Below are 25,310 nucleotides of genomic sequence, written 5' to 3' on the forward strand. Positions count from 1 at the left end.
CTATCAAAGTGATATCGATAAAAAGCGTAAAAAATGCCTTAAAGCAATCGGTTTATTCGATGTTTATAGTTCTCCCTGGACTTTCAGTTCGTCGCCTAAATGGCTGATCGGCAAGCAATTGACTAGAACTCAGGACGCAATGGAGCGACCATAGGCCTTTCGCCCAGACCGTCGCCTACCTGGAGTCAGCGTGCCATCACCGACACCCGAACCGCCTGCCGAACTTTCCTCCCTGGCTCAATTGCCCCTGTTCAAGCGCCTGCTGGCCAGATTGCTGGGCGGCGGACTGAGTCGCCTGCGGGCCCAACACGTAGCGTCCTGGTTGCAGGGGCAGGCCGATGGCTTTCGTAGTGGTCATGGCGCGGGCGTCGAGTACGGTTATGACGAAGGGCGGCGCGACGGCCTGGAGGAGGGGCGCCAGGTCCTGCTGATTCGCGATACGCGGCCGCTGGAGCATCGCGCCCCGGGGGTCGACGATAACCTGTTCGACGACTGGCGACTGCCGCTGACGGCCGAATTGAAGAAGCGGATCAAGGCCGATGTGGCCCGGCTCCTGCCTGCGCACGCGCAGCCCAGTGCCGCGCAATGGAAAATGATCTTCAGCGATACACCCTCGACGGCGGTGATTGCCGGCGCCGGTGCTGGCAAGTCGACTTCGCTGGTCCTGCGCATCCTGCTACTGACCCACTACCTGGGCTTCGAGCTGGATGCGATGACCGTGGTGACCTTTACCCGTGAGTCGCGCAAGGACTTCATGACCAAGCTGGTGGAAGTCATGGGCCTCTGGGGACATAGGCTCAGCCCCCGGGATGCCCGTGAAGTGGTACGCACCTTTCACTCGCGGATTCTGCCCATGGTCCGCAGCCTGCCGGGCTTCGGCCAGTTGCAAGCGTTCGAGAACCTCAGCGAACGCGACCTGTTTACCGATGAGGGCGCCGACAGCAACCCGTTCGACCTGCGGATCAACGACGCCCAGCGCCAGCAGTTGAACGCCTGCTATCAGCGTTTGCACACGGATCATCCACGCTTTCGCGAAGTGCTGGTGCCGCTCTACAAACAAGCCTTGCAACTGCGCGAGCTGGATCAGGACCACCCGGATGTGCGCAAGCGCATGGCGGTCACCGAGCTGGCGTCCAAGCGCGACGAGGAACTGTGCGATACCCTGGAGGACCTGTGGTTTCGCGCGGGGGCCTGGCCGATCGCCGGGATTGAACCGGACCGCCAGGTCATCGAGATCAACGGTTCGGCGTTCCATTGCCACGGTTACATCGCTGAGCTGGAGGCGTGGGTGGTGCTCGGCTTCGATCCTCGGGAGAGCCCGCAGATCAGCCGTCCCGGGTCCAAGCTGACAGTGCGCGCCGAATGGGCGGTAAAGCGCACCCTGTTTCAAGCTTTCTGTCGTAAACCATTGATATGGTTGGAAAGCTATGAGTCAGCCAAGTGTGTTCTTTCATCCCTGGCCGGGGATGCCACGGCCGGCCCTGGCTTCGATTACAAGGTCAAGGGTGAGCTGGCGTCGGCGCCACTGCTCGACTGTTTTGTGATGGCCGCCGGCTTTATCGAGAACCTGGGCCTGGATGTACCCGCCGCTGTGGCGCGAATGAGTTTCGCCCAGGACGATCCGGACCGTTTCTTCTTCGAAGCCCTGAGCCTGTTCTGGAAGGCCCTGGAAACCCATCTGTTGGCCCAGTCGCCACCGATCATGACCTATAACCGCATGTTCTCGCTGTTCGGCGAAAACACCCCGGAAAACCAGACGCTGCTCAGCGACGAGCTGTTGCGACCGTTGTCGCACCTGATGATCGACGAGTTCCAGGACGTTTCGCCGCAGATCGTCTCCTGGCTACGGGCCAGCCTGCGGGAAATCCGTCGGCGCGGTCCGGCGCTGCAGGTGGGTCGGGCGGCCCGGCATTCGTCACTGTTGTGCGTGGGCGATGACTGGCAATCGATTTATGGCTGGCGCGGCAGTTCACCCAAGTACTTCATGGAGTTCACTAAACAGTTCCCGTCGCCAGGGACGACCCGGGTCATGCTCAGCGATAATTATCGCAGCCACCAGCACATTATCGATGCCGCCGAGCATATCGTCCGCGCGGCACCGGCGATTGCCGGGAAAAAGGCCAGGGCCGGCGGGGCGCCGAAGGTGCTGTGGCCGGTCAATGTGCTGGATCGTGACGATGCCGGTCTGGCCAAGCGCTTGGAGGAACACTATCGGCGCGGTGAAAGTATCTTGATGTTATTTCGAAAAAGTAGCGATAAGTTACTGATTAATGAGCATATTTTATCTGTGGTTAATGTTGATTCTAGTTTGCCTGTCGAGCAGCGCCGGCTCAAGCAATTGACCTATCACAGCGCCAAGGGGTTGCAGGCCGATGTGGTGTTCCTGCTGGGCGACTGCCTGCACCTGACCCGTTCACCCTACAAGAATCAAGTCTATCGCATGGCCGGGCTGGGCGACGATGGCGATGCGGAGGCCTACGACAACGCGCAGAAGGACGAAATCCTGCGGTTGGCCTACGTCGGTATTACCCGGGCGGTGAAGCACTGTTACTGGTATCTGGATGGGCAGGATGGCCAGGCCGCGAACGGGCCGAAGGCCTCGGATCGGATTGCGCCGGACAAGGCGTTTTTCGCTGATTTGCGGGTCAAGCCCTGAAGGTTGCGCGGCGGTAGATGGAATATTGAAACTGTGGGAGCGGAGCTTGCCCGCGAAGGCGTCCGTGAGAACGCTAAAAGCTTCGCGGGCAAGCTCCGCTCCCACAAGGTTGGGTGTTTGCTCTTGGCCGCCTGAGTCAGTTGACGGCCCGCAGGCTCATGGGTGGCACGAAGGATTCAAGCTCATCCTCAACCGCCTCGATGATTCGCTCGACATCGGCGGCATTCATCACTGTGGCACAAGGAATACCGGCGATGGCGATCAGCGTCTCGCCACTGGCCCGGTCGAACAACCGGGCGATCATGCTGCCCGGTGCGTCCATGCTGGCTTCGAAGCCCATGGGATGAAAATGCCAGCGCATCAGTTGGCAAGCGTTGGGGAAGGTCACCTTGCTGAAGACTTTATTCATGTCGCCCACCTGTTTCATTGAGCGCTTCCTTTTGCTCGCGGGTAGGAACGGCTGGACCTCATGGTCCGGCCACCAATAGGAGGCTTAAAAATAGCATCCGTTCAGCGGACGCAGGAGAGTTTTTTCAAGCCGTTCGGCGATTGTTTTCGTGTAACTTGATCTGTGTCTATAGATCTTGATTCGAGTGCGCCATGTCCGATGACGATGACGGCCCGCAGCAGACCCGGGCGACCGGTGAAACCGTTCTGCGTTACCACCTGTGCTGGAAACACCGCGACCTCGACGGGGTGATGGCGCTTTATCACCCCGAGATCCAGTACCACGACTTCTTCCAGAACCGTGTCCTGGGCCTCGCGGAACTGCGTGAATACGTGCGCCTGAGCATGCCGCGCGAATCGGACGAGGCCCTGGAGCACAGCGATCGCATCCGCCTGGATGGCAACACCGCCTTTATCCAGTACCAGACCACCCTGCGTGGCGGCCAGGGCCTGGTGTCGTTTCGTTCCAGCGAGGCAATCACCGTGCGTGACGGCCTGATCTGGCGCGTCAATGAGTACGCCTCCCTGGTGCGGGAGCAGGTCACCCGCGAAACCACCGGCGGTCTGCGCGCGGCGGCCAGTCGCCTGGGGTTGTCGCCGCGGCAACTGAGCTTTATGGCCGCCGACCTGCAACAGTATTTCCAGCGCCAGCAAGCCTACCTGGATCCCGACCTGGACCTGCAGCGGGTGGCCAAGGAATGCGGTTACAGCCGCAATCAGATTTCCTATCTGCTCAATCAGGTGCTCGGCCAGAGTTTCTACCGCTACGTCAACCAGGCGCGCTTGCAGCACCTGCTGACGGCGCTGGACAAGGCCGCGCCACCGGTCCGTGTCGACGAACTGGCGTTCGCCGCCGGGTTCAATTCCCTGTCGGCCTTCTACAAGTGCTTTCGCGAGCACACCGGCCTGTCGCCCAAGGCTTATGCCCGGCAAATTTCTCTGCGGGCACGCGCGCAAGACAGCCTCTGAGTGCTGGCACTAGGATCGCAGCCATCTGTTACGGGTTGTGGAGTCTGGAATGCCGGCATGGCGCAATATCAGTTTATGGATGGATCAGCTCGATGAGCCGCTGACGCCCCGTGCGTCCCTGGAGCAGGACCTGGATGTCGACGTGGCCATTGTCGGCGCCGGTTACACCGGGCTCTGGACCGCGTATTACCTCAAGCGCCAATCCCCGGCATTGAACGTGGTGATCCTCGAGGCACAGACCGCCGGTTTCGGCGCTTCGGGGCGCAACGGCGGCTGGGTGATGGGCAATCTGCTGGGCGAAGAGCGCCTGCTGGCCGGGCTGTCGCCCGAACAGCGGCGGGCCTCCTTCGACTTGTTGCATGGCATTCCCGACGAGGTGAAGCGGGTTATCGATCGCGAGGGCATCGACTGCGACTACCGCAAAGGGGGCGTGCTGTACTGCGCCGCGCGTTACCCCGAGCAGGAACATAGTCTGCGGGCCTACCTGGACAAACTCTACCAACAAGGTCTCAACGAGAGCGACTACTGCTGGCTGAACCCCGAGCAATTGGCCCGGCAGATTCGCCTCGCCCGACCCTACGGGGGCATTCATGCCCCCCATGTCGCCACCATCCAGCCGGCGAAACTGGTGCGCGGCCTGGCGCGGGCCGTCGAGCGCCTGGGGGTGCGGATCTTCGAAAACAGCCCGGTGACCGACTGGCGTTCAGGTGGCTTGCGCACCGCCCAGGCACAGATCCGCAGTCGCTGGGTGGTTCCGGCCGTGGAAGGCTACTCGGTGACGTTGCCGCCCCTGGGCCGCTATCAACTGCCGGTACAAAGCCTGCTGGTGGCTACCGAACCTTTGTCCGAGGCGACCTGGGACGAAATCGGCCTCAGCCAGGGCCAGGCTTTCAGCGAGAGCAGTCGCCAGGTCACCTACGGCCAGCGCTCGGCGGACAACCGGCTGATCTTCGGTGCCCGCGGTGGCTATCGCTTTGCCGGTCGGCTCCGGCACGACTTCGACCTCACCGACAGCGAAATCGAATTGCGTCGCTACCTGTTCGGCGAACTGTTCCCGCAACTGAAGAAGGTCCGCATCAGCCATTCCTGGGGCGGCAACCTGGGCATGTCGCGACGCTTCCAGCCGCACATGCTCTGCGACCGCGCCAATGGCCTCGCCCTGGCCGGCGGTTACGGCGGCGAGGGCGTGGGTGCCAGCCAACTGGGCGGGCAAACCCTGGCCGACCTGATCCTCGAACAGGACAGCGAGCGGGTCCGGCAACCCTGGGTGATCCGCGAGGGCGGTCTCCAGGCGCTGAAGGCCTGGGAGCCGGAACCCTGCCGCTGGCTGGGTTACAACGCGATCATCCGCAGCTTTGTCCATGAGGACCAGACCCTCGCCAACCCCAACACAGCGCCCTGGCGGCGCAAGCTGGCGAGCGGCGTGGCCGGGTTCATGGAAGGTTTCATGCAGTAACCGGCGCCTGGGCGCCGGCTCATCCACCCGTGGGATCAAGCCTATGAGCATTACACAATTCAAGCACACCGCGACTGCCGTCCTCGAGGTTTCCAACCCGGTGGCGGTGCCCCTCGGCGAGCCGGTTTCAGTGGCCTCGGTCACCTGCGTCGAGCGCGACGATGGCGTCGAAACCGGGGTCTGGGAATGCACCCCCGGTCGCTGGCGGCGGCAGATCGTCGCCCAGGAGTTCTGTCACTTTATCCAGGGGCGCTGCACCTTCACCCCGGACCACGGCGAGCCCTTACAAATAGAAGCCGGCGATGCACTGATGTTGCCGGCCAACAGCTGCGGAATCTGGGATATCCAGGAAACCGTGCGCAAGACCTATGTGCTGATTTTCTGATCCTCTGATCGCCCGAACCTGCCAACAAAAACTCACACAGGAATCGACTCATGATCCGCATGTCCCTTGCTCCCTTGATGCTGGTCGCGTCCCTCGGCCAGGCGGCCGAGACCGTCAAGATCTTTAACTGGTCGGAGTATATCGGCCCGGATACCACGAAGAACTTCCAGGCGGATACCGGGATCGGCTTCAGCTATGACGTCTATGACAGCAACGAAACCCTGGATGGCAAGTTGATGACCGGCAAGTCCGGCTACGATGTGGTGTTTCCGTCCAACCACTTCATGGCCCGGCAGATCGAGGGCGGTGCGCTGAAAAAACTCGACAAGCGCCAACTGCCAAACTGGAAGAACCTCAACCCGGCGTTGCTCAAGGCGCTTGAGGTCAACGATCCTGGCAATGAGCATGGTTTCCCGTACCTGTGGGGCAGCACGGGCATCGGCTACAACATCGACAAGGTCAAGGCAGCCCTTGGCGACAATGCGCCGCTGGACTCTTGGGATTTGATCTTCAAGCCCGAGAATATGCAGAAGCTGCAGAAGTGTGGGGTGGCGATACTCGACAATGGCCCGGAGTTGCTACCGGCGGCCTTGAATTACTTGCACCTGCCGCATCACAGCAAGAATCCGGCGGACTATAAAAAAGCCGAAGCCTTGCTGATGAAAGTACGTCCCTATGTGGCTTACTTCCATTCTTCCAAGTACGTCAGTGACCTGGCCAACGGCGATATCTGCGTTGCAGTCGGTTTCTCCGGCGATATCCTGCAAGCCGAGAGTCGGGCCAAGGAAGCGAAGAACGGTATTAATATCGGTTACTCGATTCCCAAGGAAGGCGCCGCCATCTGGTTCGACATGGTGGCCATGCCGGCCGATGCCCCGGATGAAAAGGCCGGCTATGCCTTTATGAACTACCTGCTGCGCCCGGAGGTGATGGCCAGCATCAGTAACTATGTGAAGTATGCCAACGGCAATGCGGCGGCCGATGCCCTGGTGGACCCGGTGCTAAAGGCCGATACCAAGGTTTACCCGAGCCCGGAAATGATGGGCAAGCTGTTTGCCCTGGAAGCGATGCCGCTGAATATCGACCGGGTTCGTACACGGCTGTGGAGCAAGATCAAGACGGGCGAATGATTCGCTACAATTCCGTGATCCGCTTGTGGGAGTCCAATGCTCCCACACGTTGTTTTTGCGGCCACTTTGTACATCTATGTACAGATAGTAGCGCATGGCTACTATCATAAAGTATGAATGACATTGCGTGTATCAATAGCGAAGCACTTATTCGCAGGCTATTCATAAACTAAAATATTTTTCATTTCCCCCTGAATAAAATCCCGGCTCGTGCCGATAATCAGTTCAAGCCCACCGTCGATAAGAAGAGTGGCGCCAGCACTGTCGGTATGGCCTTTTGCTATCCGGCACGTCTCCGGCATGGAAGCTAATAGTCCTCACGTCTATAGAGAGCAGCCCATGTCCCTCCGAAATATGAATATCGCCCCTCGCGCCTTTCTCGGTTTTGCATTTATTGCATTACTGGTGATTGTGCTGGGGGTCTTTTCCCAGACCCGCATGACAGTGATTCGTCAGGCGTCCATCGACATGGAAACCAATCAACTGCCCAGCGTGGGGTATCTGGGCAATGCGCTCGAAGATGTCCTGCGTATGCGTATTCTGTCCTTTCGCGTGCTGGTCAACCGAGAGCCCGCCGCCTTGCAGGACTCCGAAACACGTATCGCGGCGCTGGTGGACAAAGTTCGCAAGGACGTGAAGAGTTACGCCGATCTGCCAGCGGATGGGGAGGAGTTGGCCAAGTACAAGGAGTTCGCCGCGACGCTCGATACCTATCTCCGGGACCAGGGCCAGATGCTGCTGCTGTCACGCCAGGACAAGGTCGAGGAGATGCGTAACCTGATCAACAACCAGATCAAGGCCGGTACGGACCTGATGGGCGTGCAGCTCAACCAGTTGGTGGAGATCAACAAGGCCGGGGCCGTGGCCGCGTCGGCGCTGGCCGGCGAGCAATACAGCAATGCCAGTTTCGGCATTATTCTGGTCTCGGTGCTGGCGGCGCTGATGACCGTGCTCTTGGCCTGGTTGTTGACCCGCAGCATCGTCGTGCCACTGAACAAGGCGGTCGAGGCGGCTGAAACCATTGCCGGCGGTAACCTGACCAAAGCCATTGTCATCGAGGGCAAGGATGAGCCGGCGCGTTTGCTCAGTGCCTTGTCGGCGATGCAAGGTAATCTGCGCAAGACCATCGAACAGATTTCCGGTTCGGCCACCCAGTTGGCATCGGCGGCCGAAGAGCTCAGCGCGGTGACCGAAGAGGCGTCCCGTGGGCTGCAGCAACAGAACAACGAGATCGAGCAGGCGGCCACGGCGGTCAACGAAATGACCAGTGCGGTGGAAGAAGTGGCGCGCAATGCGGTGTCGACCTCCGAAGCTTCGCAACAGTCCAACCAGGCGGCACGGGAAGGGCGCGACCGGGTGGTGGAAACGGTGGGCGCGATCCAGGCCATGACCCAGGACGTACAAAACACTTCGGTATTGATCGAAGGCCTGGCGACCCAGGGCCGCGACATCGGCCAGGTGTTGGACGTGATCCGTGCCATTGCCGAACAGACTAACCTGCTGGCCCTCAACGCCGCCATCGAAGCCGCGCGGGCCGGTGAGGCCGGGCGTGGTTTTGCGGTGGTGGCCGATGAGGTGCGGGCGCTGGCCCATCGCACCCAGCAGTCAACCAAGGAAATCGAGCAAATGGTTGCCGGGATCCAGAATGGCACCGGCCAGGCCGTGCAATCGATGCAGCAGAGCAACCAGCGGACCCAGAGCACCCTGGAGATGGCCCGTGCCGCCGGTGTGGCGCTGGAGCAGATCACTCAATCCATCAACCTGATCAACGAACGCAACCTGGTGATCGCCAGCGCCTCGGAAGAGCAGGCCCAGGTGTCGCGTGAAGTCGATCGCAACCTGGTGAACATCCGCGACCTGGCTTCCCAGTCGGCCTCCGGTGCCAACCAAACCAGCGCCGCCAGTCATGAACTGTCGCGTCTGGCGGTGGATTTGAATTCGATGGTCGCCAGATTCGTGATCTGATTGTTGATCGGGCGTGTCGGTGCTGTAGGCACGAGCAATTGAATGCCGCTCCTACACGCCGTTTAGATAATCGTCCGAATCACCACCACAGTGAACCGAACAGCGCCAGTCACGGCGCTACACGCCATGCCTGGCGCACAATAAAAAAGGCCCATCACCAGGATGGGCCGTTCTTTAACCGGGTGTCACATCATCCAACAGATAATCAGGTGATTACAGGAAGTTGATTGGGTAGTCGGTGATCAGGCGGAAGTCGTTGACGTTGCCTTCACTCTCGGCAGCATTGGCACGGTGCCAAGCCTGGCGTGCACGGATGGACAGGTTTTTCAGAGGACCAGACTGTACAACGTACTTGGCTTCCAGGTTGGTTTCGAAGTGATGACCGTCTGAGCCATAGCCGTTTTGGGCAGCATATACAGCGTTCATATGGGTACCGTCGATACCTTCGCCATGGGCATAACGAAGCATGAAGCTCAGGCCTGGGATGCCGTACTCGGCCATTTTGATGTCATAACGAGCCTGGAGGGATCTTTCACCCGGGGCGTTGAAGTCGGAGTACTCAATCGAGTTGCTCAGGAAGATCGACTCGGTACCGCGGTTTTTGTCACCCGCACCGATGTAGTCGAATGGCTCGTTGCCGTTGATCTTCTGGAACGCCAGAGTAACGGTGTGTGCCTTCAGGAACGAATAGGCTGCTGCCAGCGAGTAGGCGGTGTTGGAGATCTTGCCTGCTTTCGCCGCACCGGTGTCGGTGGTGCGATAGAGGTTGAAGTCGAAGTTCAGAGACTGATCGGTCGCCAACGGAAGGGTGTAGTTCGCGTTGGTGTAGTACTGATTCCACGTGTCTTGGGCCTTGGCACCGTAGAGCGATACGCTCAGGTTCTCATTGAGACCGTACTTGCCGCCCACGTAATCAATGCTTCTGATCGGAGTAACGCCGTATTGGCTAAAGAGGTTGCCTTGCAGTGTGGTGTTGTCCTCGCTGCTGCTGGCGTAGAAGTGACCGGCGTCCAGATCGAGGTCTTTGACCTCGCTGCTTTGCAGCTGGAAGCCACGGGCAGTCTGTTGGAACTGACGGGGGGTGCCGAAGGCGAATACTGGCGCCGTGTTTGGGGTGAAGTCACCGAACTTCAGCTCGGTTTTGGAGATGCGAACGGCAATGTCGGCACCGGCTTTGCCGTAGCTGTTGTCGTTTCCAGTATTGCTGCTATTGCGGGGTAGATTGAGCGAGCCACCCTCATCGTCACGACCATAGAGTTTGTAAGCCGCATCACCAAAGCCTTCAACTTTGACACCGACAGTCCCTTGAGTGTAGCCGGAGCTGAATTTTCCCCGGATGCCTTGGGTCCAGTCGATTGAGTCTTTATTACGTTTGTTAGGTTTTTGATCCTGCCGGGTCCGGTTGAAGTAGAAGTTCTCCAGAACCACGCCAGCCTTGGCTCCTTCAACAAAGCCCGGGGCATCAGCCTGAGAGGTTACAAACGGCTCAGCCATGGCCAATTGGGAACCTACTGCAGAAACAGCCAGGGCGATCATGCTCCACTTCATTACGCGCATCGTCATTTGCTCCGTTTATTTTTAGGAAGAATACTGCCGTCCCACTTGTATTTTTGTCTGGGCGGCTCTTTCTTTTTTTGAGCGTCAGCTTTCTTATTTTTGCGTCGGCGCGAACTTATATCAGGTCGGTATTTGTCGGGCAAACTTCGTTTTCGGTGTGTTGCTGAGTTTTATGGTAATTGAGATCTGTTTGCAAATTACGTGCGGTCTCTAATCTACCGTCGGTCCGTTTTACAAGGGTTCGAACATATAATGTGGGGGGCGCTTGTTCAAGGCGCTTTATTGAAAGGTGTCAGAAAGGTTGGTGGTTTAAGGTAATGGGCGCAAGACCAAAATTTGCGATTTCTGCAGAGGTTAATGTTAAGGGGCTTTGTTGAAAGGTTCCAGAAAGGTGGGTGGTATATAGTAATGGATGCGAGACTAAAATCTGCGGTTTCTGCAGGGGTCAATATGATTAAGGGGCTTTATTGAAAGCTGTCAGAAAGGTTGGCGGTATATAGTGATGGGTGCATGACCAAAATCTGCGGTTTCTGCAGAGGTCAATATATTTGGCTGCGTGAAGATCTGACAAAACAATGAAAACAATAAAAGCAGTGGAGAAAAATATGAAAGCGAGTCCGTCCGAGCAGCCGCTGGTGGGCAAGGATGAAGTACCCACTAAATTCTGGCCGTACGGCTGGTGGAAAATCATGGAGATTCGCATCGGTATCATACCGTTGCCGGTGTACCTGCTGCTTCTGGTGTTGCTCGGTGGATTCGCCCTCACCGACAAGGTGCCGACTGACATTTCCGTGTCGATCGCCATTCTGGCGATAGGCGGCTATAGCTGCGCCGAGCTTGGCAAGCGCCTGCCCTTTTTCCGCAATATTGGCGCCGCCGCGATTTTCGCCACGTTCATTCCCTCGTTTCTGGCTTTCCAGCATCTGGTGCCGGATCTGGTTCTCAAGAATGTGACGGAATTTACCAAGTCGTCCAATTTCCTTTATCTGTTCATTGCCTCGATCATTGTCGGCAGTATCTTCAGCATGGATAGAACGGTGCTCATCAAGGGCTTTCTGAAGATATTCGTGCCGCTCGCTGCCGGCACCGTGGCGGCGGCCATCGTCGGCACCCTGGTCGGCACCTTGTTGGGCTTGGGCGCCTTCCACACCTTCTTCTACCTGGTCGTTCCGATCATGGCAGGCGGCGTTGGTGAAGGCGCGATCCCGTTGTCGATCGGTTATGCCGCCATCCAGCATGTGCCTCAGGGTGATGTTTTCGCGCAAGTTCTGCCGCCGGTGATGCTGGGCAGTCTGACGGCTATTCTGCTGTCCGGACTATTGAATGCCTATGGCAAGAAAAATCCGCACCTGACCGGCGAAGGCCGTCTGCAGCCGGGCGAGCACGATGACATGGAGCCGAGCAAAGAAGCCCTGCCGGGGCATATGGATATCTCCCATATCTCCGCGGCCGGCATCACCGCCATCACGTTGTACATGGTCGGGTTGATGGCCTTCAAATTGTTCGGATTTCCGGCACCGGTCGCCATGCTGTTTGTCGCGGTTGTGCTTAAGCTGTCGCGCGCGGTGTCGCCGCAATTGCAGCAAGGTTCGTTCGTCGTCTACAAGTTCTTTTCGACGGCAGTGACTTATCCGTTGCTGTTCGCGATCGGCGCTGTCATGACCCCGTGGGACAAGCTGGTCGCTGCTTTCAATTTGCCCAACCTGATCACGATCGTGGCAACGGTGGTGACCTTGATGGCGACGGGTTTTGTGGTCGGGCGCTGGATGAAAATGTATCCGATCGAGACCGCGATCGTGAACGCTTGCCATAGCGGCCAGGGCGGCACCGGAGACGTGGCGATCTTGACCGCCGCCAACCGCATGCAGATGATGCCGTTTGCGCAAATCGCCACGCGCATCGGCGGCGGTATCATGGTGACATTGGCGCTGATCGCCATCTCTCAGTTGACATAAGACGACAGAGAAAAGCCCCCCTCCAGGTCTGGAGTATTATCCAGTTTCAACAACACTCATGGATATTGCTTAATCCGTACAGCATGAGTGTCGTGTATAGGCAGGGGCGTAGCACCTATAGGGGGGGCATGATCATCCAGCATCATGCCCTGGATGAAGTTTTTCAGGCGTGAGACTTCAAGAAGCTGCGCAGGTTTTTTATAGTTGATTGCCCGGAACCCGGGTATTGAATAAACGGGTGTGGAGTCTATTTTTCTGAAGACTTCAGCGTGGCGTGTTTGGGCGAAATAAAGCGTGAATGCTGATGAAAAGGCTATGTCGGATTAATGACTCCGTCAGGCTCGCCATTGATTTGGTGTGACATGTTTTGATCAAGGGTAATTAGGGAATTGTAACTCGGTCAGAATAGCGAGACTGCAAGTAATAATATTTCCTAAAGGCGCGTAATCTGCACGTGTGAGTACATCTAATATTGACATCGTGTATGCAATTGACCGAAATTAACCAGGCGATCGAAGGTGTTAGACGTCTCGGTTGGCTAGGGGCGGCTTACTGGAAACGAATAAAAAAAATATCCGAAGAACTCTGGAGAAAACACGATATGCAGCGGAAATTGTTGGGTTGTGCAACTGCAATATGGGCCTTGAGCTTAATTGCCACTTCAGTGAGTGCTGCTGATCTGAAACAGATCGGAAAATTGGAAGTTCCAGGCGAACCTCTCAACGGGTTCGACATCACCTACGTTGATCAGGCAACCAACCTTTACTATTTGGCCGATAGATCCAACAAGTCTGTCGACGTGTTCGATGTCACCAGCGGCAAAATGGTCGACCGGCTGCTCGGCGGATTCGTAGGGCAATTGAAGAGCAGTTCTGTATCGGGTCCGAACGGTGTCGTCGTCGCTGGCGGCGATTTGTGGGCCGGCGACGGCGACAGTACTGTGAAGGTCATCGACCTCAAGACGAAAAAAGTCACTGCTACCCTTTCGACCGGCGGAAAGTCCCGGGTTGACGAGATGGCATACGATCCAGACGCCCACGTTGTGATTGTCGGCAACAATGCTGACGAGCCGCCGTTCCTGACGCTGTTCTCGACCGAGGCCGGGCATAAAGTCGTGTCCAAGATTGTTTTTGAGGATGCCACGGACGGAATCGAGCAGCCTATCTACGATGCTGTGACGAAGAAGTTCTATGTTTCGGTTCCCGAGTTGAAGAAGGATAAGGCCAAGGGCGCAGTCGCCGTCATCGACCCGAGCAGCGGCAAGCTCGAGAAACTGATGCCTGTGGATGACTGCCATCCCAATGGGCTGGTGAAAGGACCTGGCGCAAATCTGCTGTTGGGTTGCGACGCTGGGAGCAAGGACGGCGGCCTGAAGCCGGTGCTCGTGGTCATGAAAACCGACGGTTCGGTGGTCAAGGTCATTCCTGGTCTCGGTGCAGCCGACATGGTCGCCTACAATCCGAAAGTCAATCAATATTACAGCGCTTCGCGCAACATGCCGGGTGCCCCGGAACTCGGCGTCATCGACGCGAAATCCAACACCCTCGTCCAGCGCATAAAACTGTCTGGCGGCACCCCGCATTCGGTCGCTGTCAGCGAGAAGAATAACCACGTCTTCGTGCCGCTCGGCGCGAAGGGCGGTGGTTGTGATGGTTGCGTTGCCGTCTTCGAACCAGGTAACTGATTTTTCATCCTGATCGTCCAGCCTTGCGCGTCGCCAATACAGGCGGCGCGCAAGGCTGTCGGTTGTCTGTGTATCCAGAAAAAGCGCTTGATCGGTATCGTCTCGAATGCTGATGCGCAATAGCTTTTACCTTTCCTCCCATTGCCATCCTTGTCATGTACCTGACCTGTATAAATTCCAGCAGGGAATGCAACGAGATGGCCTCACTCGCGTCGGGTCTGCTTACGTTTTCCGGTGTACTCGAGTCGGCGAAGAACATCACGTCTATAAGAGAGCAGTCCATGTCCCTACGAAATATGAAAATCGCTCCTCGCGCCTTTCTCGGTTTCGCATTCATTGCATTACTGGTGATTGTGCTAGGGGTCTTTTCCCAAACTCGCATGACGGTGATTCGTCAAGCGTCCGTTGATATGTATACCCATCAACTGCCCAGCGTGAAATATCTGGACAATGTGGGCGAATACATTCTGCGTATGCGTATTGTGTTCTATCGGATTCTGATCAACCGTGAGCCCGAGTCCTTGCAGAGCGAGTATCCGCGCATCGTTGGTCTGATCGAAAAAGTTCGCAAGGACGAGAAAGCCTACGCAGATTTAACGGCTGATGGGGATGCGCTGGCCAAGTACAAGGCGTTCGCCGCGACGCTCGATACTTATATAGGGGGCCTGAACCAGGCGTTGGAGCTATCGCGCCAGAACAAGGTCGAGGAGTTGGGTAACCTGATGAAAAACCAGCTCAAGACCAATTCGGATGTGATGGAGGAGCAGCTCAAGCTGTTGGTGGAAATCAACATGAAGGGGGCCACGGACGCATCGAACCAAGCTGGCGAGCAATATAACAACGCCAGCCTCGGCATTCTTCTGGTCTCGGCTCTGGCGGCGGCGATGACCGTGCTCTTGGCCTGGTTGTTGACCCGCAGCATCGTCGTGCCGCTGAACAAGGCGGTCGAAGCGGCTGAAACCATTGCCGGCGGTAACCTGACCAAGGCCATTGCCGTTGAAGGCAAGGATGAGCCGGCCCGGTTGCTCGGCGCGTTGTTGGCAATGCAAGGCAATCTGCGCAAGACCATCGAGCAAATCTCTGGTTCGGCCACCCAGTTGGCGTCGGCGGCCGAAGAGCTCAGCGCGGTGACCGAGGAGTCGTCCCGCGGGTTGCAGCAGCAGAACAACGAGATCGAGCAGGCGGCCACGGCGGTCAACGAAATGACCAGCGCAGTCGAAGAAGTGGCGCGCAACGCAGTGTCGACCTCCGAAGCTTCGCAGCATTCCAATCAGGCGGCCCGTGATGGACGCGACCGTGTCGTCCAGACGGTGGAGGCGATCCAGGTCATGACCCAGGACGTGCAAAGCACCTCGGTGCTGATCGAAGGGTTGGCGACCCAGGGCCGCGACATCGGCCAGGTGCTGGATGTGATCCGCGCGATTGCCGAACAGACCAACCTGCTGGCCCTCAACGCCGCCATCGAAGCCGCGCGGGCAGGCGAGGCCGGGCGCGGTTTTGCGGTGGTGGCCGATGAAGTGCGGGCGCTGGCCCATCGCACCCAGCAGTCGACCAAGGAAATCGAGCAGATGGTCGCCGGGATCCAGAATGGCACCGGCCAGGCCGTGCAATCGATGCAGCAGAGCAACCAGCGGACCCAGAGCACCCTGGAGATGGCCCGTGCCGCCGGTGTGGCGCTGGAGCAGATCACTCAATCCATCAACCTGATCAACGAGCGCAACCTGGTGATCGCCAGCGCCTCGGAAGAGCAGGCCCAGGTGTCCCGTGAAGTGGACCGCAACCTGGTGAACATCCGCGACCTGGCTTCCCAGTCGGTCGCCGGTGCCAACCAGACCAGCGTCGCCAGTCAGGAACTGTCGCGCCTGGCGGTGGACCTCAATACCATGGTCGCGCGCTTCGTGATCTGAGCCTCGAGCGTTGCCGCGTCCTGGCAACGCTCGCTACCCGCACTGGCGTCAGTTCGGGTAGGCCTGCGGATTGACCAGGTTCGCCGGCCGTTCTCCGGCCAGAGCCGCCAGCAGATTGTCCACCGCGCAGCGCGCCATGGCTTCGCGGGTCTCATGGGTGGCCGAGCCGATATGCGGCGTGGCCACCACATTGCTTAGGCTCAGCAAGGGCGAGTCCGGCGCCAGCGGTTCGCGATCGAATACGTCGAGGCCGGCGCCGCGGATCTGGCGGTTCTGCAAGGCCTGGATCAAGGCCTGTTCGTTCACCACCTTGCCCCGGGAAATATTGATGAAAATACTTTCCGGGCGCATCAGGGCCAACTCCCGGGCACCGATCAGTCCCTCGGTTTCAGCGGTCAGGGGCAAGGTCAGGCAGATGAAGTCGGCCTCCTGCAAGAGTGCGTGCAGCCCCAGGTAGCGCGCATTGAAACGCTGTTCCACTGCCGGCTTGGGCGAGTGACTGTGGTAGAGCACCGGCATGCCGAAACCGAAATGCCCACGCTGGGCCAGGGCTTCGCCGATCCGTCCCATGCCGATGATGCCGAGCTTCTTGCCATGTACATCGCTGCCGAAATGCAGCGGGCCGATATTTCGCGTCCACTGCTTGTTGCGCACCAGGTTCGCCAGCTCCACCACGCGCCGGGCGGTGGCCAGGATCAGGGCGAACCCGGTGTCGGCGGTGGTTTCGGTGAGGACGTCCGGGGTGTTGCTGAGCAGGATCCGCCGGCGGTTCAGGTAGTCGATATCGTAATTATCAACGCCGACCGAGACACTGGCGATGGCTTCCAGTCGCGGGGCCAGGTCGAGCAGCGCCGCGTCCAGTTTCAGGCTGGCACCGAGCAGGCCCCGTGCCTCGGGCAGGGCCGCGCGCAGTTGTGCCAGGCCGTTGTCCCCCACGTCCTCGATCAGGGTGACCTGGGTGTGCTCATGCAGGCGAGCCATCAGCGGGGGCGAGAGTTTCTTGTACAACACAACCGGTTTTTTCATCGGATTCGCTCGACAGGTTCAGGGATGGGAAAGCGCACGCCGCGTCGGCAGGCCCTTGGGGGCTGCGCGATCGCTGGCGCCGGGATGGAGGAACACGGTCAGCACCACCGACAGCAACAGGGCAGCGCTCATCAACAGGTAGGAAGCCCCTGGCGAACCGGTTTCGCTGTTCAGGTAGCCCACCAGGTAGGAGCCGCCGAAGGAGCCGAGGGCACCCATGCTGTTGATCAGTGCCATGGCGCCACCGGCGACGTTGGCCGGGAGGATTTCCGGGACAATCGCAAAGAACGGCCCGTAGGGCGCGTACATGCAGGCGCCGGCGAGCACCAGCAAGCTGTAGGACCACCAGAAATGCTCCGCGCCCAGGGCGTAGGAGGCATAGAACGCCAGCGAAGCCACCAGCAACGGCGGCCAGACAAAGCGTTTGCGCCGCTGCAGCTTGTCCGAACCCCAGGACACCGCGAGCATGGCGATCACCGCGGCCAGATAGGGCAAGGCCGACAACCAGCCGGCTTCGACCATGTCCATCTTCAGGCCGCTCTTGAGAATTGACGGCAGCCACAGCACAAAGCCATAGACGCCGATGCTCCAGCAGAAGAACTGCAGGGCGAGGATGATCACCTTGGGTTCGCGGAACGCCTGGGCATAGTTCTTCACCGCCTTGATGCCGACCTGCTCGGCGGCCAGGGCGCTGTCCAGGTCGCGCTTCTCTTGCGCGCTGAGCCAGCTCGCCCGGGCTGGGCGTTCGTCGGCCAGGCGCCACCAGATAAAGGCCCAGATCACCGCCGGCAGGCCTTCGACGATAAACATCCAGCGCCAGCTGAAGTGCTGCACCAGATAACCCGAGGCCACCGACATCCAGAGCATGGTCACCGGGTTGCCGAGGATCAGGAAGGTATTGGCCCGTGAGCGCTCGGCGCGGGTGAACCAATGGCACAGGTACACCAGCATCGCTGGCATCACGGCGGCTTCGACCACGCCGAGCATGAAGCGGATGCCGATCAGCATATAAGCGCTGGAGACGATGCCGGTGAGGGTGGCCAGGCCGCCCCAGAGAATCAGGCTGACGAAGATCAGCTTTTTCACGCTGTGTTTCTGCGCGTAGAGGGCGCCAGGCACCTGGAAGAAGAAATAGCCGAGAAAGAACAGTGCGCCAAGCAGCGACGACAGGCCGGGGGTGATGTTGAGGTCGGCAGCCATGCCCGAGGCGGCGGCGAAGCCGTAGTTGGCGCGATCCAGGTACGCCAGGCTGTAGGTGATGAAAACGATGGGCATGATGTACCACCAGCGGCGGGTGGCGAGTTTCAGCGTATGCATGGTGTGGCTCCTGAGCTTGTTGTTTTTGTCGCAGCAGGTGGCATTCAAAAAACCTGGTCTTGCTTAATCGACTGGCGCGGGGCGGTGCGCCGCTGTCAGTTGTTCCCGGGTCGGCAGACTTTCCATGTCGCCGCGGCTCTGCACCGCCTGGGCGCCGATCCAGTTGCCGCGCGCCACGGCCTGGGCCACGCTGTGGTTCTCCAGCAGCGCACTGACCACACCGACGGCGAAAGCGTCACCGGCCCCGACCGTGTCCACCACGGTTTGCACCGGCACGGCGGCGACAAAACCCTCGTCTTGCTGGGTCCGGTAGTAGGCGCCGTCGGCCCCGAGCTTGATGGCGACGACGGCGGCGCCCTGGTCGAGGTAGAAGGCGGCGATGTCGCGGGGCTCCTGGTAGCCACTGAGTAAGCGGCCCTCGCTCAGCCCCGGCAGCACCCAATGGGCGAGAGCGGCGAGGGCGTTGATGTCCTCGATCATCTGTTTTTCGCTGGCCCACAGGCTCGGCCGCAGATTGGGATCGAAGGACACGCTGCGTCCGGCGGCCGCCATCTGCGTCATCAGTTCGAACGACAGCTCGCGGGCGCTGGCCGACAGGGCCGGCGGAATACCGGTGGCGTGCAGATGGCGGGCCTTGAGCAGTTCCGGGCGGATATCGGCCACTGACAGGTGGCTGGCCGCCGAACCGCGGCGGAAATATTCCACCTGTGGGTCCTGGCCCTGGTCTTCCCTGGACTTGAGTTGAAAACCGGTGGCACAGGTCGGGTCGATGTCTACGTGATCACAGTGCAGGCCTTCGCCTTGCAGGGTGTCGATGACGAAACGGCCCAGGGAGTCGGCGCCGACCCGGCTCAGCCAGTTCACCTTGAAGCCCAGGCGCGCGAGGCCGATGGCGACGTTGCTGTCGGCTCCGGCGATGCGTTTGTGGAAGTGCCCGACCCGGGCCAGGTCGCCGGTCTGTTCGGCGACGAACATCGCCATGGTTTCGCCGAACGAGAGGATTTCGATCTCAGGCATGGGCCGTTTCCTCCATGGACCGGCCCAGGCGGGCGAGGGTGTGCACGTGTTCGCGGGTGACGGCCAACAGGTCGTCGCCTTGCAGCGGGTATTCCACGGCCCGGGTCAAACCTTGACTCATCTGACCGATCAAACCTTCCCACCGCTCCAGATCGATGGCGCTCGGTGGCAGGGCGACGAGCTTGCCGTCCGCGCGCTGGGCCACGGCCTTGCAGTGCAGGTAGTCGACATGCCGGCCGAGCAGGCGTGCCGCGCTGCTGGCGGATTGGTCCTGCCAGTGCCAGTTGCCGATATCGAAGGTCATTTTCACCGGCAGGCGCTGTTGCTCAACCTGATCGAAAAAGCGCTGCAAGGGTTCGATGCGCCCGCCCTGGGTGGTCTGGTCGTTCTCCACCAGCAGGTGCACCGCTGAGGCCGACAACAACCCCGCCAGGTTCGACAGGTCGCTGTTGTCACTGAAGTAGCCCAGGGAGACTTTCAGCCAGCGGGCGCCAAAGGCTTCGGCGCGCCGCAGGGTGGCCGCCAGTTGCGAGTCCGGGTGTGACTGACCGGCGGGCCACAGCTCCAGGGGTGACGAGTAGGCGCACTCCAGGCCCATGGCGGCGGTACGGCTCGCAAAGCGCTGGGGGTGTTCATCGGTCAGCAGTTCTTCGCGCACTTCGATACGACGGGCGCCGGCCTCGGCCAGCAGTTCGATAAAGCTTTCCTGGCCGCGTTCGCGGACCAGCGGCGCACCGTAGCTGGAGAGGCTGATAGAGACGGGAAACAGCTGTTCTTTCATTGTTGTTGTACCTCTGAAACCGGTTTCATTTTTTGGCGAACCTCTATAAATGGTTGCAGGCGGCGTGGAAGCTCAGGCAGAACCTGTTGCCCCGGCGCGTCGCCTTAAGAGGGATGCTCCACTTTTACTCGTCGGGTCGAGCCGCGGACGATCAGTTGGGCGGGGAAGTCGATGACTCTCGCGGCGCCCTTGTCTCCCCGTAACCGCTTGAACAGGCAGTCGAAGGCACTGACGCCGATCTGTTGCGTGGGCTGGGCGAGGGCAGTGATGCCGCTACCAACCAGCGGGAACCACTCCAGATCGTCCAGGGCGATCAGGCCAATATCGTCGAACAGCTTGCAACCCAGTTCGCGCAGGGCCTGGACGCTGGCCAGGGCGGCGATGCCGTTGGCACAGAACAGCGCCTTGGGACCGGGGCCCGGCGTGGCCAGGAAGTCTTGCAACTGATGCCGCAGTGACTCACCTGTATGGCCAATGCGACCGCTCAGCGAGCCGCGCCGGGCGATCTCACGGTTGAAGTGCTCGATCCGTTCCAGGCGCGAGCTGGTGCCGTCCAGCGGTTCGCTGACCAGCATCAGGTCGCGGTAACCCTGCTGCTCCAGGTGGTCGACGGCGCTGCGCACGGCGGCAGCGTTGTCGAGGCCGACCAGGTCGCTGTCCAACTGCTCGACCTTGCGATCCACCAACACCATTGGCATTTCCTGGTGCAGTTCCTGCAGTTCTTCGAGGTGATGGCCGAGGGTGTTGAGGATCAGGCCTTCGATGTTGTACGAGCGCAGCGCCGCCAGGTGCAGGCGCTCCTGCTGATCGTCGCGGTCGGTGTTGCACACCACCAGGCTGTAGCCGTGGGCGCGACAGGCGGTTTCCACGCCATGCATCACGGCAATCGAATAAGGGTTGCGGATATCGGCCACCAGCATGCCGATCAGGCGCGTACGGCCGCGCTTCAGACCACGGGCCATCTGGTTGGGGCGGTAGCCCAGTTCGCTGATCGCCTGTTCGATACGCAAGGCGATGGCTTCGGAGAGCAGGGCCCGATCATCGCCGATAAAGCGCGACACGCTGGCCTTGGAAACCCCGGCACGTTCGGCGACATCGAGCATGGTTACGCGGCTGCGTTGGGCAGCGGAAAAACTGTTCACGGCCTGGAACCTTTTCTTGGCGTTGTCGGCAGGCGGTTTGTACATCAGCACTGAAACCGGTTTCAGGAGAACTCAAGACCAGGGTGGTCGTCAAGTCACTTTTTGCCGGCCAGGTCGATTACAGGTCCAGGGAGCGGCGCAATGCGGCGAGGAGTTTGGCGTAGAGCAGATCCACCTCCGGCGCCAGGCCGCGGGCCCGCAGGCAGCCATGCACCAGGCCGTGACCGGGATGGAAAGCCACGGCGACACCGGCTGCTGCAAGGCGCTCGGTGTACTGCACGCCGTCATCGCGCAAGGGGTCGAATTGCGCCACGGCGATAAACGCCGGGGCCAGGTCGCGCAGATCCGTGGCCTGCAACGGCATCGCATAGGCCGCAGGCTTGGCCGAGCCCGGCAGGTACAAGGCGTGATAGCCGTGCACATCGCTGGTGCTGAGCAACGGCGCGTCGGCGCATTCGCTGCGCGAGGGCAGCCGCTCGTCACCCCCCAGCCCCGGGTAGATCAGGGCTTGCAGCCGCGGCTGCGCTTGCCCGGCATCACGCAGGGCCAGGCACACGGCGGCGGCGAGATTGCCACCGGCGCTGTCACCGGCAATCGCCATGCGTTGCGGGTCCAGTTGCCAGGTCGCGGCGTCAGCTTGCAAGCCGCGCCACACCGCCAGGCAATCGTCGAAGGCCGCCGGAAAGGGATGTTCCGGCGCGAGTCGATAGTCGACGGCGATGACCACGGCGTTGAGCAGGGACGCCAGTTCAGCGGTGATGAAATCATGGGAGTCGAGGTCGCCGACCACCCAGCCGCCACCATGCAGGTAGACCACGCTGGGCCAGCCATTGGCAGGTACTGCTGAAGTCGGGCGGTATTGGCGGATGGGCACCTGATCGATCAGTTGTTCGCTGACACTGATGTCCGCCGGGCGTGCCGGGGTGAAAGCCCTGCACATGGCGCTGTAGCCGACGCGCAGACCGTTGATGCTGGTATCCGGATAGCTGAAATCGAGGGTCCTGGCGACAAAGGCGCTGAGTTCGGGAGAGAGCGGGTAATCGGTCATGCGCAGTCTCAGCTGTGTTCTGGATGGCAGGAAAACCGGTAGGAGCGTTATTGGTCTGGAGATAGGTGCTTTATTGTGGGAGCGGAGCTTGCCCGCGAAGAGGCCCGTGAGGACGCTAAAAGCTTCGCGGGCAAGCACCGCTCCCACCCAAACACCGCAGCTGCGCGCCTACAATTAGCGCTATTTCAAACTGGCCTGCACGGTTGCCACGCCGTCCTTGCCGTCAACACTGGTCACGCCGCTCAGCCATTTCTGCAGATCTTCCGGGTGATCGCGCAGCCATTTTTTCGCCACGTCCTGGGGTGTCTGGCGCTCCATGATCGGTACCATCAGTTGGCTTTCCTGGGCGGCGCTGAACGTCAGGTTTTCCAGCAGCTTGTTGACGTTCGGGCAACGCTGGGCGTAATCCGGGGCGGTGACGGTGGATACGGTGGCCGCGCCTTCGTTAGGCCCGTAGACATCTTCGCTGCCGGTCAGGTAGGCGATTTTCATATTGATGTTCATCGGGTGCGGGGTCCAGCCGACGAAGACCACGAACTCCTTGCGGTTGACCGCCCGCTGTACCGCCGCGAGCATCCCGGCTTCCCCGGACTCCACCAGGTTGAAACCCTTGAGGCCGAAGTGGTCGGTATCGATCATGGTCTTGATGGTGGTGTTGGCGCCGCTGCCGGGCTCGATGCCATAGATCTTGCCGCCGAGCTTGTCCTTGAACTTGGCGATATCGGCGAAGGTCTTCAGGCCCGCGTCAGCCACGTATTGCGGCACGGCGAGGGTGGCCTGGGCGTCGGACAGGCTGGGCTGGGCCAGGACCTTGACCTGGTTGGCGGCGATAAAAGGCGCGATGTTCTTGTCCATCGCCGGTTTCCAGTAGCCGAGGAAGATATCCAGGCGTTTGTCACGGATCCCGGCAAAGATGATCTGCTGCACGGCGCTGGTCTGCTTGCTTTCATAGCCCAGTCCATTGAGCAGCACGTCAGCCATGCCACTGGTGGCGATGACGTCGGTCCAGTTGACCACGCCCATGCGCACGGTCTTGCAGGAAGCGTCTTCGGAGGCCAGTACGCTGGTGCTCAGGAGGGCGGTACCGCAGAGGAACAGACAGCTGTTGAACAGTCTTTTCATGATACGCAGGTCTCGCGGCAGGTCGTTTATTGTGGAGTTCGGTGTCTTCATGCACCGTCCGGCCACGTTACGCAGCCGGCTGCTGGCAAAAGCGCACCAGTGCGACCGGCTTTTGCACTGCGGCGACTCCCGCCCCGTTATACCAGCACGCTCAGCCAGGTCGAAACCAGCAGCAACAGCGCCATGCAGCGATTGAACCGCTGCATCGCCAGGGGCGAGCGAAACAACCGCGCGGAGCCGACCCCGAGCACCGCCCACAGGCTCATGCACGGCAGCGACACCAGGAAGAACACCAGGGACAGCGACAGCACGTGGGCCTGGCGCTCGGCGCCGCTGCCGGCGAACACGCCGACCACCGCCAGGGCCATCATCCAGACCTTCGGGTTGATCAGTTGCAGGCTGGCCGCGCCCAGCAGGCCGAGGCGTTTGACCGGGGCCGCATCGGGGTCGATGGCGTGGGCCGGGGCGCTGAAGATCTGCCAGGCCAGGTAGCTCAGCCAGGCGATGCCGAGCCATTGCATGCCCGTCCGCACCTGGGGCAGTCGTGCCAGTGATTCACCGACACCGCTGCCCACCAGCAGGACGATCAGTGCGGCGCCAGCACCGGCGCCGAGGATGATCGGCAGCGCTGCCGCCAAACCATGGCGGGCACTGTTACTCAGCACCAGGATGTTGTTCGGCCCGGGAGTGACGGAGGCGACGATGGCGAAGAGCACAAAGGGCAGGAGGCTGGAAAGACTGGACAACATGGCGGCGGGCTCCGGGGAAAGATCGATGCAGCGATCTTCCCGTGTGCCGCTTCAGGCGTCTGGAAGATTTGAGCAGCGCTTGCGGTAGGCGGCGGGCGTCAGCCCATAGGCGCGCACGAACCAGCGGCCCAGGTGGCTCTGGTCGGCAAAGCCCAGGGTCACGGCGACGTTCGCCGGGGTTTCGCCCCGGGACAGCAGTTGCCGGGCCTTGGCCACCCGTAATTGCACCAGGTAGGCATGGGGCGGCAGGCCGTAGGCGGCCTTGAAAGCGCGGGTCAGGCGGAAGCGGTCGACACCGCAGACGGCGGCGACCTCATCCAGGCTCAGGTCGTGTTGCAGATGGGCGTGCAGGTACTCGCGGGCGACCTGCGCGACCCGCGGCAGGCGCGGGTCGTCGCGGTAGCGGGCGCGCCAGTGCAGATGGTCGGTGAGGCTGGCGAACATCTGGTCGAGGGCGCTTTGCCGGACAATGCGCAATTCCTGGGTGTGAATGGCCTGGAACGCGGCACTGGTGGCCTGGGCCAGGCGGGTGTCGGTGGCCAGGGTGTTGGCAAAACTCAATTGGCTACCCGCTGGGGCCTCCTCGAACAGCGCGCTCAGTTCCCGTTCCAGCCAGTGCGGGTCGAGATAGATCGTTCGGTAGGTGAAACCGCCTTCAGTGGGGGCGTCGCCGTCGTGGATCTCGCCGGGTTCGAGCAGAAATACGTTGCCCGCCAGGCTCTGGTAGCGGGTGCGACGGCAATTGAACTGCTGCACGCCTTGCTCGGTGACTCCCACCAGGTAGCTGTCGTGCCAGTGGGCATCATAGGCATGGGTATGGCCTTGGAAACGCGCGCGCAGCGTTTCAATGCCGGTGTCCCGGTCCTGGTTCAGGTCGACCCAGTGGTTGGCGGTGCTGGACATGGGGTTCCCGGAGTCGTGGTCAATCGTGCAGTGGTTCAGTTAATGCCTGCGGTCGGGTATCCGTCTAGAAGATCCGTGCAAGGGCTCGACACTA

Annotated in this window: 20 protein-coding genes and 2 pseudogenes; 11 read left to right on the forward strand and 11 right to left on the reverse strand. The window is 60.3% G+C overall.

Features of this window, described 5'->3' with window-relative positions; translation table 11 throughout:
- Positions 1-190: 190 nt before the first annotated feature.
- A complete protein-coding gene (locus AC07VG_RS13380; RefSeq protein WP_495021325.1) occupies positions 191-2,656 on the forward strand; it encodes a UvrD-helicase domain-containing protein in 2,466 nt (821 codons plus the stop codon).
- Between the two features lie 136 nt (positions 2,657-2,792).
- On the opposite strand, the gene AC07VG_RS13385 is transcribed toward AC07VG_RS13380, so the two are convergent.
- Entirely contained in the window at positions 2,793-3,083 is a 291-nt protein-coding gene (locus tag AC07VG_RS13385; protein WP_495002186.1) for a DUF1652 domain-containing protein, read from the reverse strand.
- Between the two features lie 173 nt (positions 3,084-3,256).
- On the opposite strand from AC07VG_RS13385, the gene AC07VG_RS13390 reads away from it, so the two are divergent.
- From AC07VG_RS13390 to AC07VG_RS13415, 6 genes and pseudogenes are all read left to right on the forward strand, one after another.
- Positions 3,257-4,072 (forward strand): AraC family transcriptional regulator, encoded by an 816-nt coding sequence (locus AC07VG_RS13390; protein ID WP_495021326.1) that lies wholly within the window; start codon positions 3,257-3,259, stop codon positions 4,070-4,072.
- A 49-nt stretch (positions 4,073-4,121) separates the two neighbouring features.
- Positions 4,122-5,528, forward strand: coding sequence for an NAD(P)/FAD-dependent oxidoreductase (locus tag AC07VG_RS13395; protein WP_495021327.1), 1,407 nt, complete (start codon positions 4,122-4,124; stop codon positions 5,526-5,528).
- A 43-nt stretch (positions 5,529-5,571) separates the two neighbouring features.
- On the forward strand, positions 5,572-5,913 hold the full coding sequence (locus AC07VG_RS13400) for a cupin domain-containing protein (protein WP_495002189.1): 342 nt from the start codon (positions 5,572-5,574) through the stop codon (positions 5,911-5,913).
- A 50-nt stretch (positions 5,914-5,963) separates the two neighbouring features.
- Positions 5,964-7,043 carry a polyamine ABC transporter substrate-binding protein gene (locus tag AC07VG_RS13405; RefSeq protein ID WP_495021328.1) on the forward strand — a complete coding sequence of 360 codons (1,080 nt, stop codon included), beginning with the start codon at positions 5,964-5,966 and terminating at the stop codon, positions 7,041-7,043.
- Between the two features lie 354 nt (positions 7,044-7,397).
- Positions 7,398-8,150 (forward strand): annotated as a pseudogene (locus AC07VG_RS13410) (MCP four helix bundle domain-containing protein); the annotation flags it as partial.
- On the forward strand, positions 8,145-9,008 hold the full coding sequence (locus AC07VG_RS13415) for a methyl-accepting chemotaxis protein (protein WP_495002235.1): 864 nt from the start codon (positions 8,145-8,147) through the stop codon (positions 9,006-9,008). The pseudogene AC07VG_RS13410 and the gene AC07VG_RS13415, both read left to right, overlap by 6 nt.
- Before the next feature lie 213 nt (positions 9,009-9,221).
- Here AC07VG_RS13415 and AC07VG_RS13420 read toward each other — a convergent pair whose 3' ends face one another.
- On the reverse strand, positions 9,222-10,565 hold the full coding sequence (locus tag AC07VG_RS13420) for an OprD family porin (RefSeq protein ID WP_495002191.1): 1,344 nt from the start codon (positions 10,563-10,565) through the stop codon (positions 9,222-9,224).
- Between the two features lie 605 nt (positions 10,566-11,170).
- Here AC07VG_RS13420 and AC07VG_RS13425 point away from each other — a divergent pair.
- The 4 genes and pseudogenes from AC07VG_RS13425 to AC07VG_RS13440 all read left to right on the forward strand — a co-directional run bounded on the left by AC07VG_RS13425 (position 11,171) and on the right by AC07VG_RS13440 (position 16,111).
- Positions 11,171-12,520, forward strand: coding sequence for a 2-hydroxycarboxylate transporter family protein (locus AC07VG_RS13425; RefSeq protein ID WP_495002192.1), 1,350 nt, complete (start codon positions 11,171-11,173; stop codon positions 12,518-12,520).
- Between the two features lie 484 nt (positions 12,521-13,004).
- Complete coding sequence (locus tag AC07VG_RS13430) at positions 13,005-14,204, forward strand: YncE family protein (RefSeq protein ID WP_495002193.1); 1,200 nt, start codon at positions 13,005-13,007, stop codon at positions 14,202-14,204.
- 296 nt (positions 14,205-14,500) lie between these two features.
- Positions 14,501-15,253: pseudogene (locus AC07VG_RS13435) on the forward strand (MCP four helix bundle domain-containing protein); the annotation flags it as partial.
- Positions 15,248-16,111 (forward strand): methyl-accepting chemotaxis protein, encoded by an 864-nt coding sequence (locus tag AC07VG_RS13440; RefSeq protein ID WP_495021351.1) that lies wholly within the window; start codon positions 15,248-15,250, stop codon positions 16,109-16,111. The pseudogene AC07VG_RS13435 and the gene AC07VG_RS13440, both read left to right, overlap by 6 nt.
- 48 nt (positions 16,112-16,159) lie before the next feature.
- On the opposite strand, the gene AC07VG_RS13445 is transcribed toward AC07VG_RS13440, so the two are convergent.
- From AC07VG_RS13445 to AC07VG_RS13485, 9 genes are all read right to left on the reverse strand, one after another.
- Entirely contained in the window at positions 16,160-17,137 is a 978-nt protein-coding gene (locus AC07VG_RS13445) for an NAD(P)-dependent oxidoreductase (protein ID WP_495002195.1), read from the reverse strand.
- Positions 17,138-17,155: 18 nt separating this feature from the next.
- Positions 17,156-18,454, reverse strand: coding sequence for an MFS transporter (locus AC07VG_RS13450; protein WP_495021329.1), 1,299 nt, complete (start codon positions 18,452-18,454; stop codon positions 17,156-17,158).
- 63 nt (positions 18,455-18,517) lie between these two features.
- The gene (locus AC07VG_RS13455; RefSeq protein ID WP_495021330.1) at positions 18,518-19,471 is read right to left on the reverse strand and encodes a sugar kinase; all 954 of its coding nucleotides are present in this window, start codon (positions 19,469-19,471) and stop codon (positions 18,518-18,520) included.
- A complete protein-coding gene (locus AC07VG_RS13460; protein ID WP_495002198.1) occupies positions 19,464-20,252 on the reverse strand; it encodes a sugar phosphate isomerase/epimerase family protein in 789 nt (262 codons plus the stop codon). The genes AC07VG_RS13455 and AC07VG_RS13460 overlap by 8 nt, the downstream gene beginning before the upstream one ends.
- A gap of 104 nt (positions 20,253-20,356) precedes the next feature.
- Entirely contained in the window at positions 20,357-21,394 is a 1,038-nt protein-coding gene (locus AC07VG_RS13465; protein ID WP_495002236.1) for a LacI family DNA-binding transcriptional regulator, read from the reverse strand.
- Positions 21,395-21,512: 118 nt separating this feature from the next.
- A complete protein-coding gene (locus tag AC07VG_RS13470) occupies positions 21,513-22,442 on the reverse strand; it encodes an alpha/beta hydrolase (RefSeq protein WP_495002199.1) in 930 nt (309 codons plus the stop codon).
- A gap of 180 nt (positions 22,443-22,622) precedes the next feature.
- Positions 22,623-23,564, reverse strand: coding sequence for a choline ABC transporter substrate-binding protein (locus tag AC07VG_RS13475; protein WP_495002200.1), 942 nt, complete (start codon positions 23,562-23,564; stop codon positions 22,623-22,625).
- Between the two features lie 137 nt (positions 23,565-23,701).
- A complete protein-coding gene (locus tag AC07VG_RS13480; protein ID WP_495002201.1) occupies positions 23,702-24,313 on the reverse strand; it encodes a LysE family translocator in 612 nt (203 codons plus the stop codon).
- Between the two features lie 51 nt (positions 24,314-24,364).
- Positions 24,365-25,216 (reverse strand): helix-turn-helix domain-containing protein, encoded by an 852-nt coding sequence (locus AC07VG_RS13485; protein WP_495002202.1) that lies wholly within the window; start codon positions 25,214-25,216, stop codon positions 24,365-24,367.
- Between the last annotated feature and the right edge of the window lie 94 nt (positions 25,217-25,310).

The sequence above is a fragment of the Pseudomonas sp. GW821-FHT03C07 genome, from assembly GCF_059420925.1.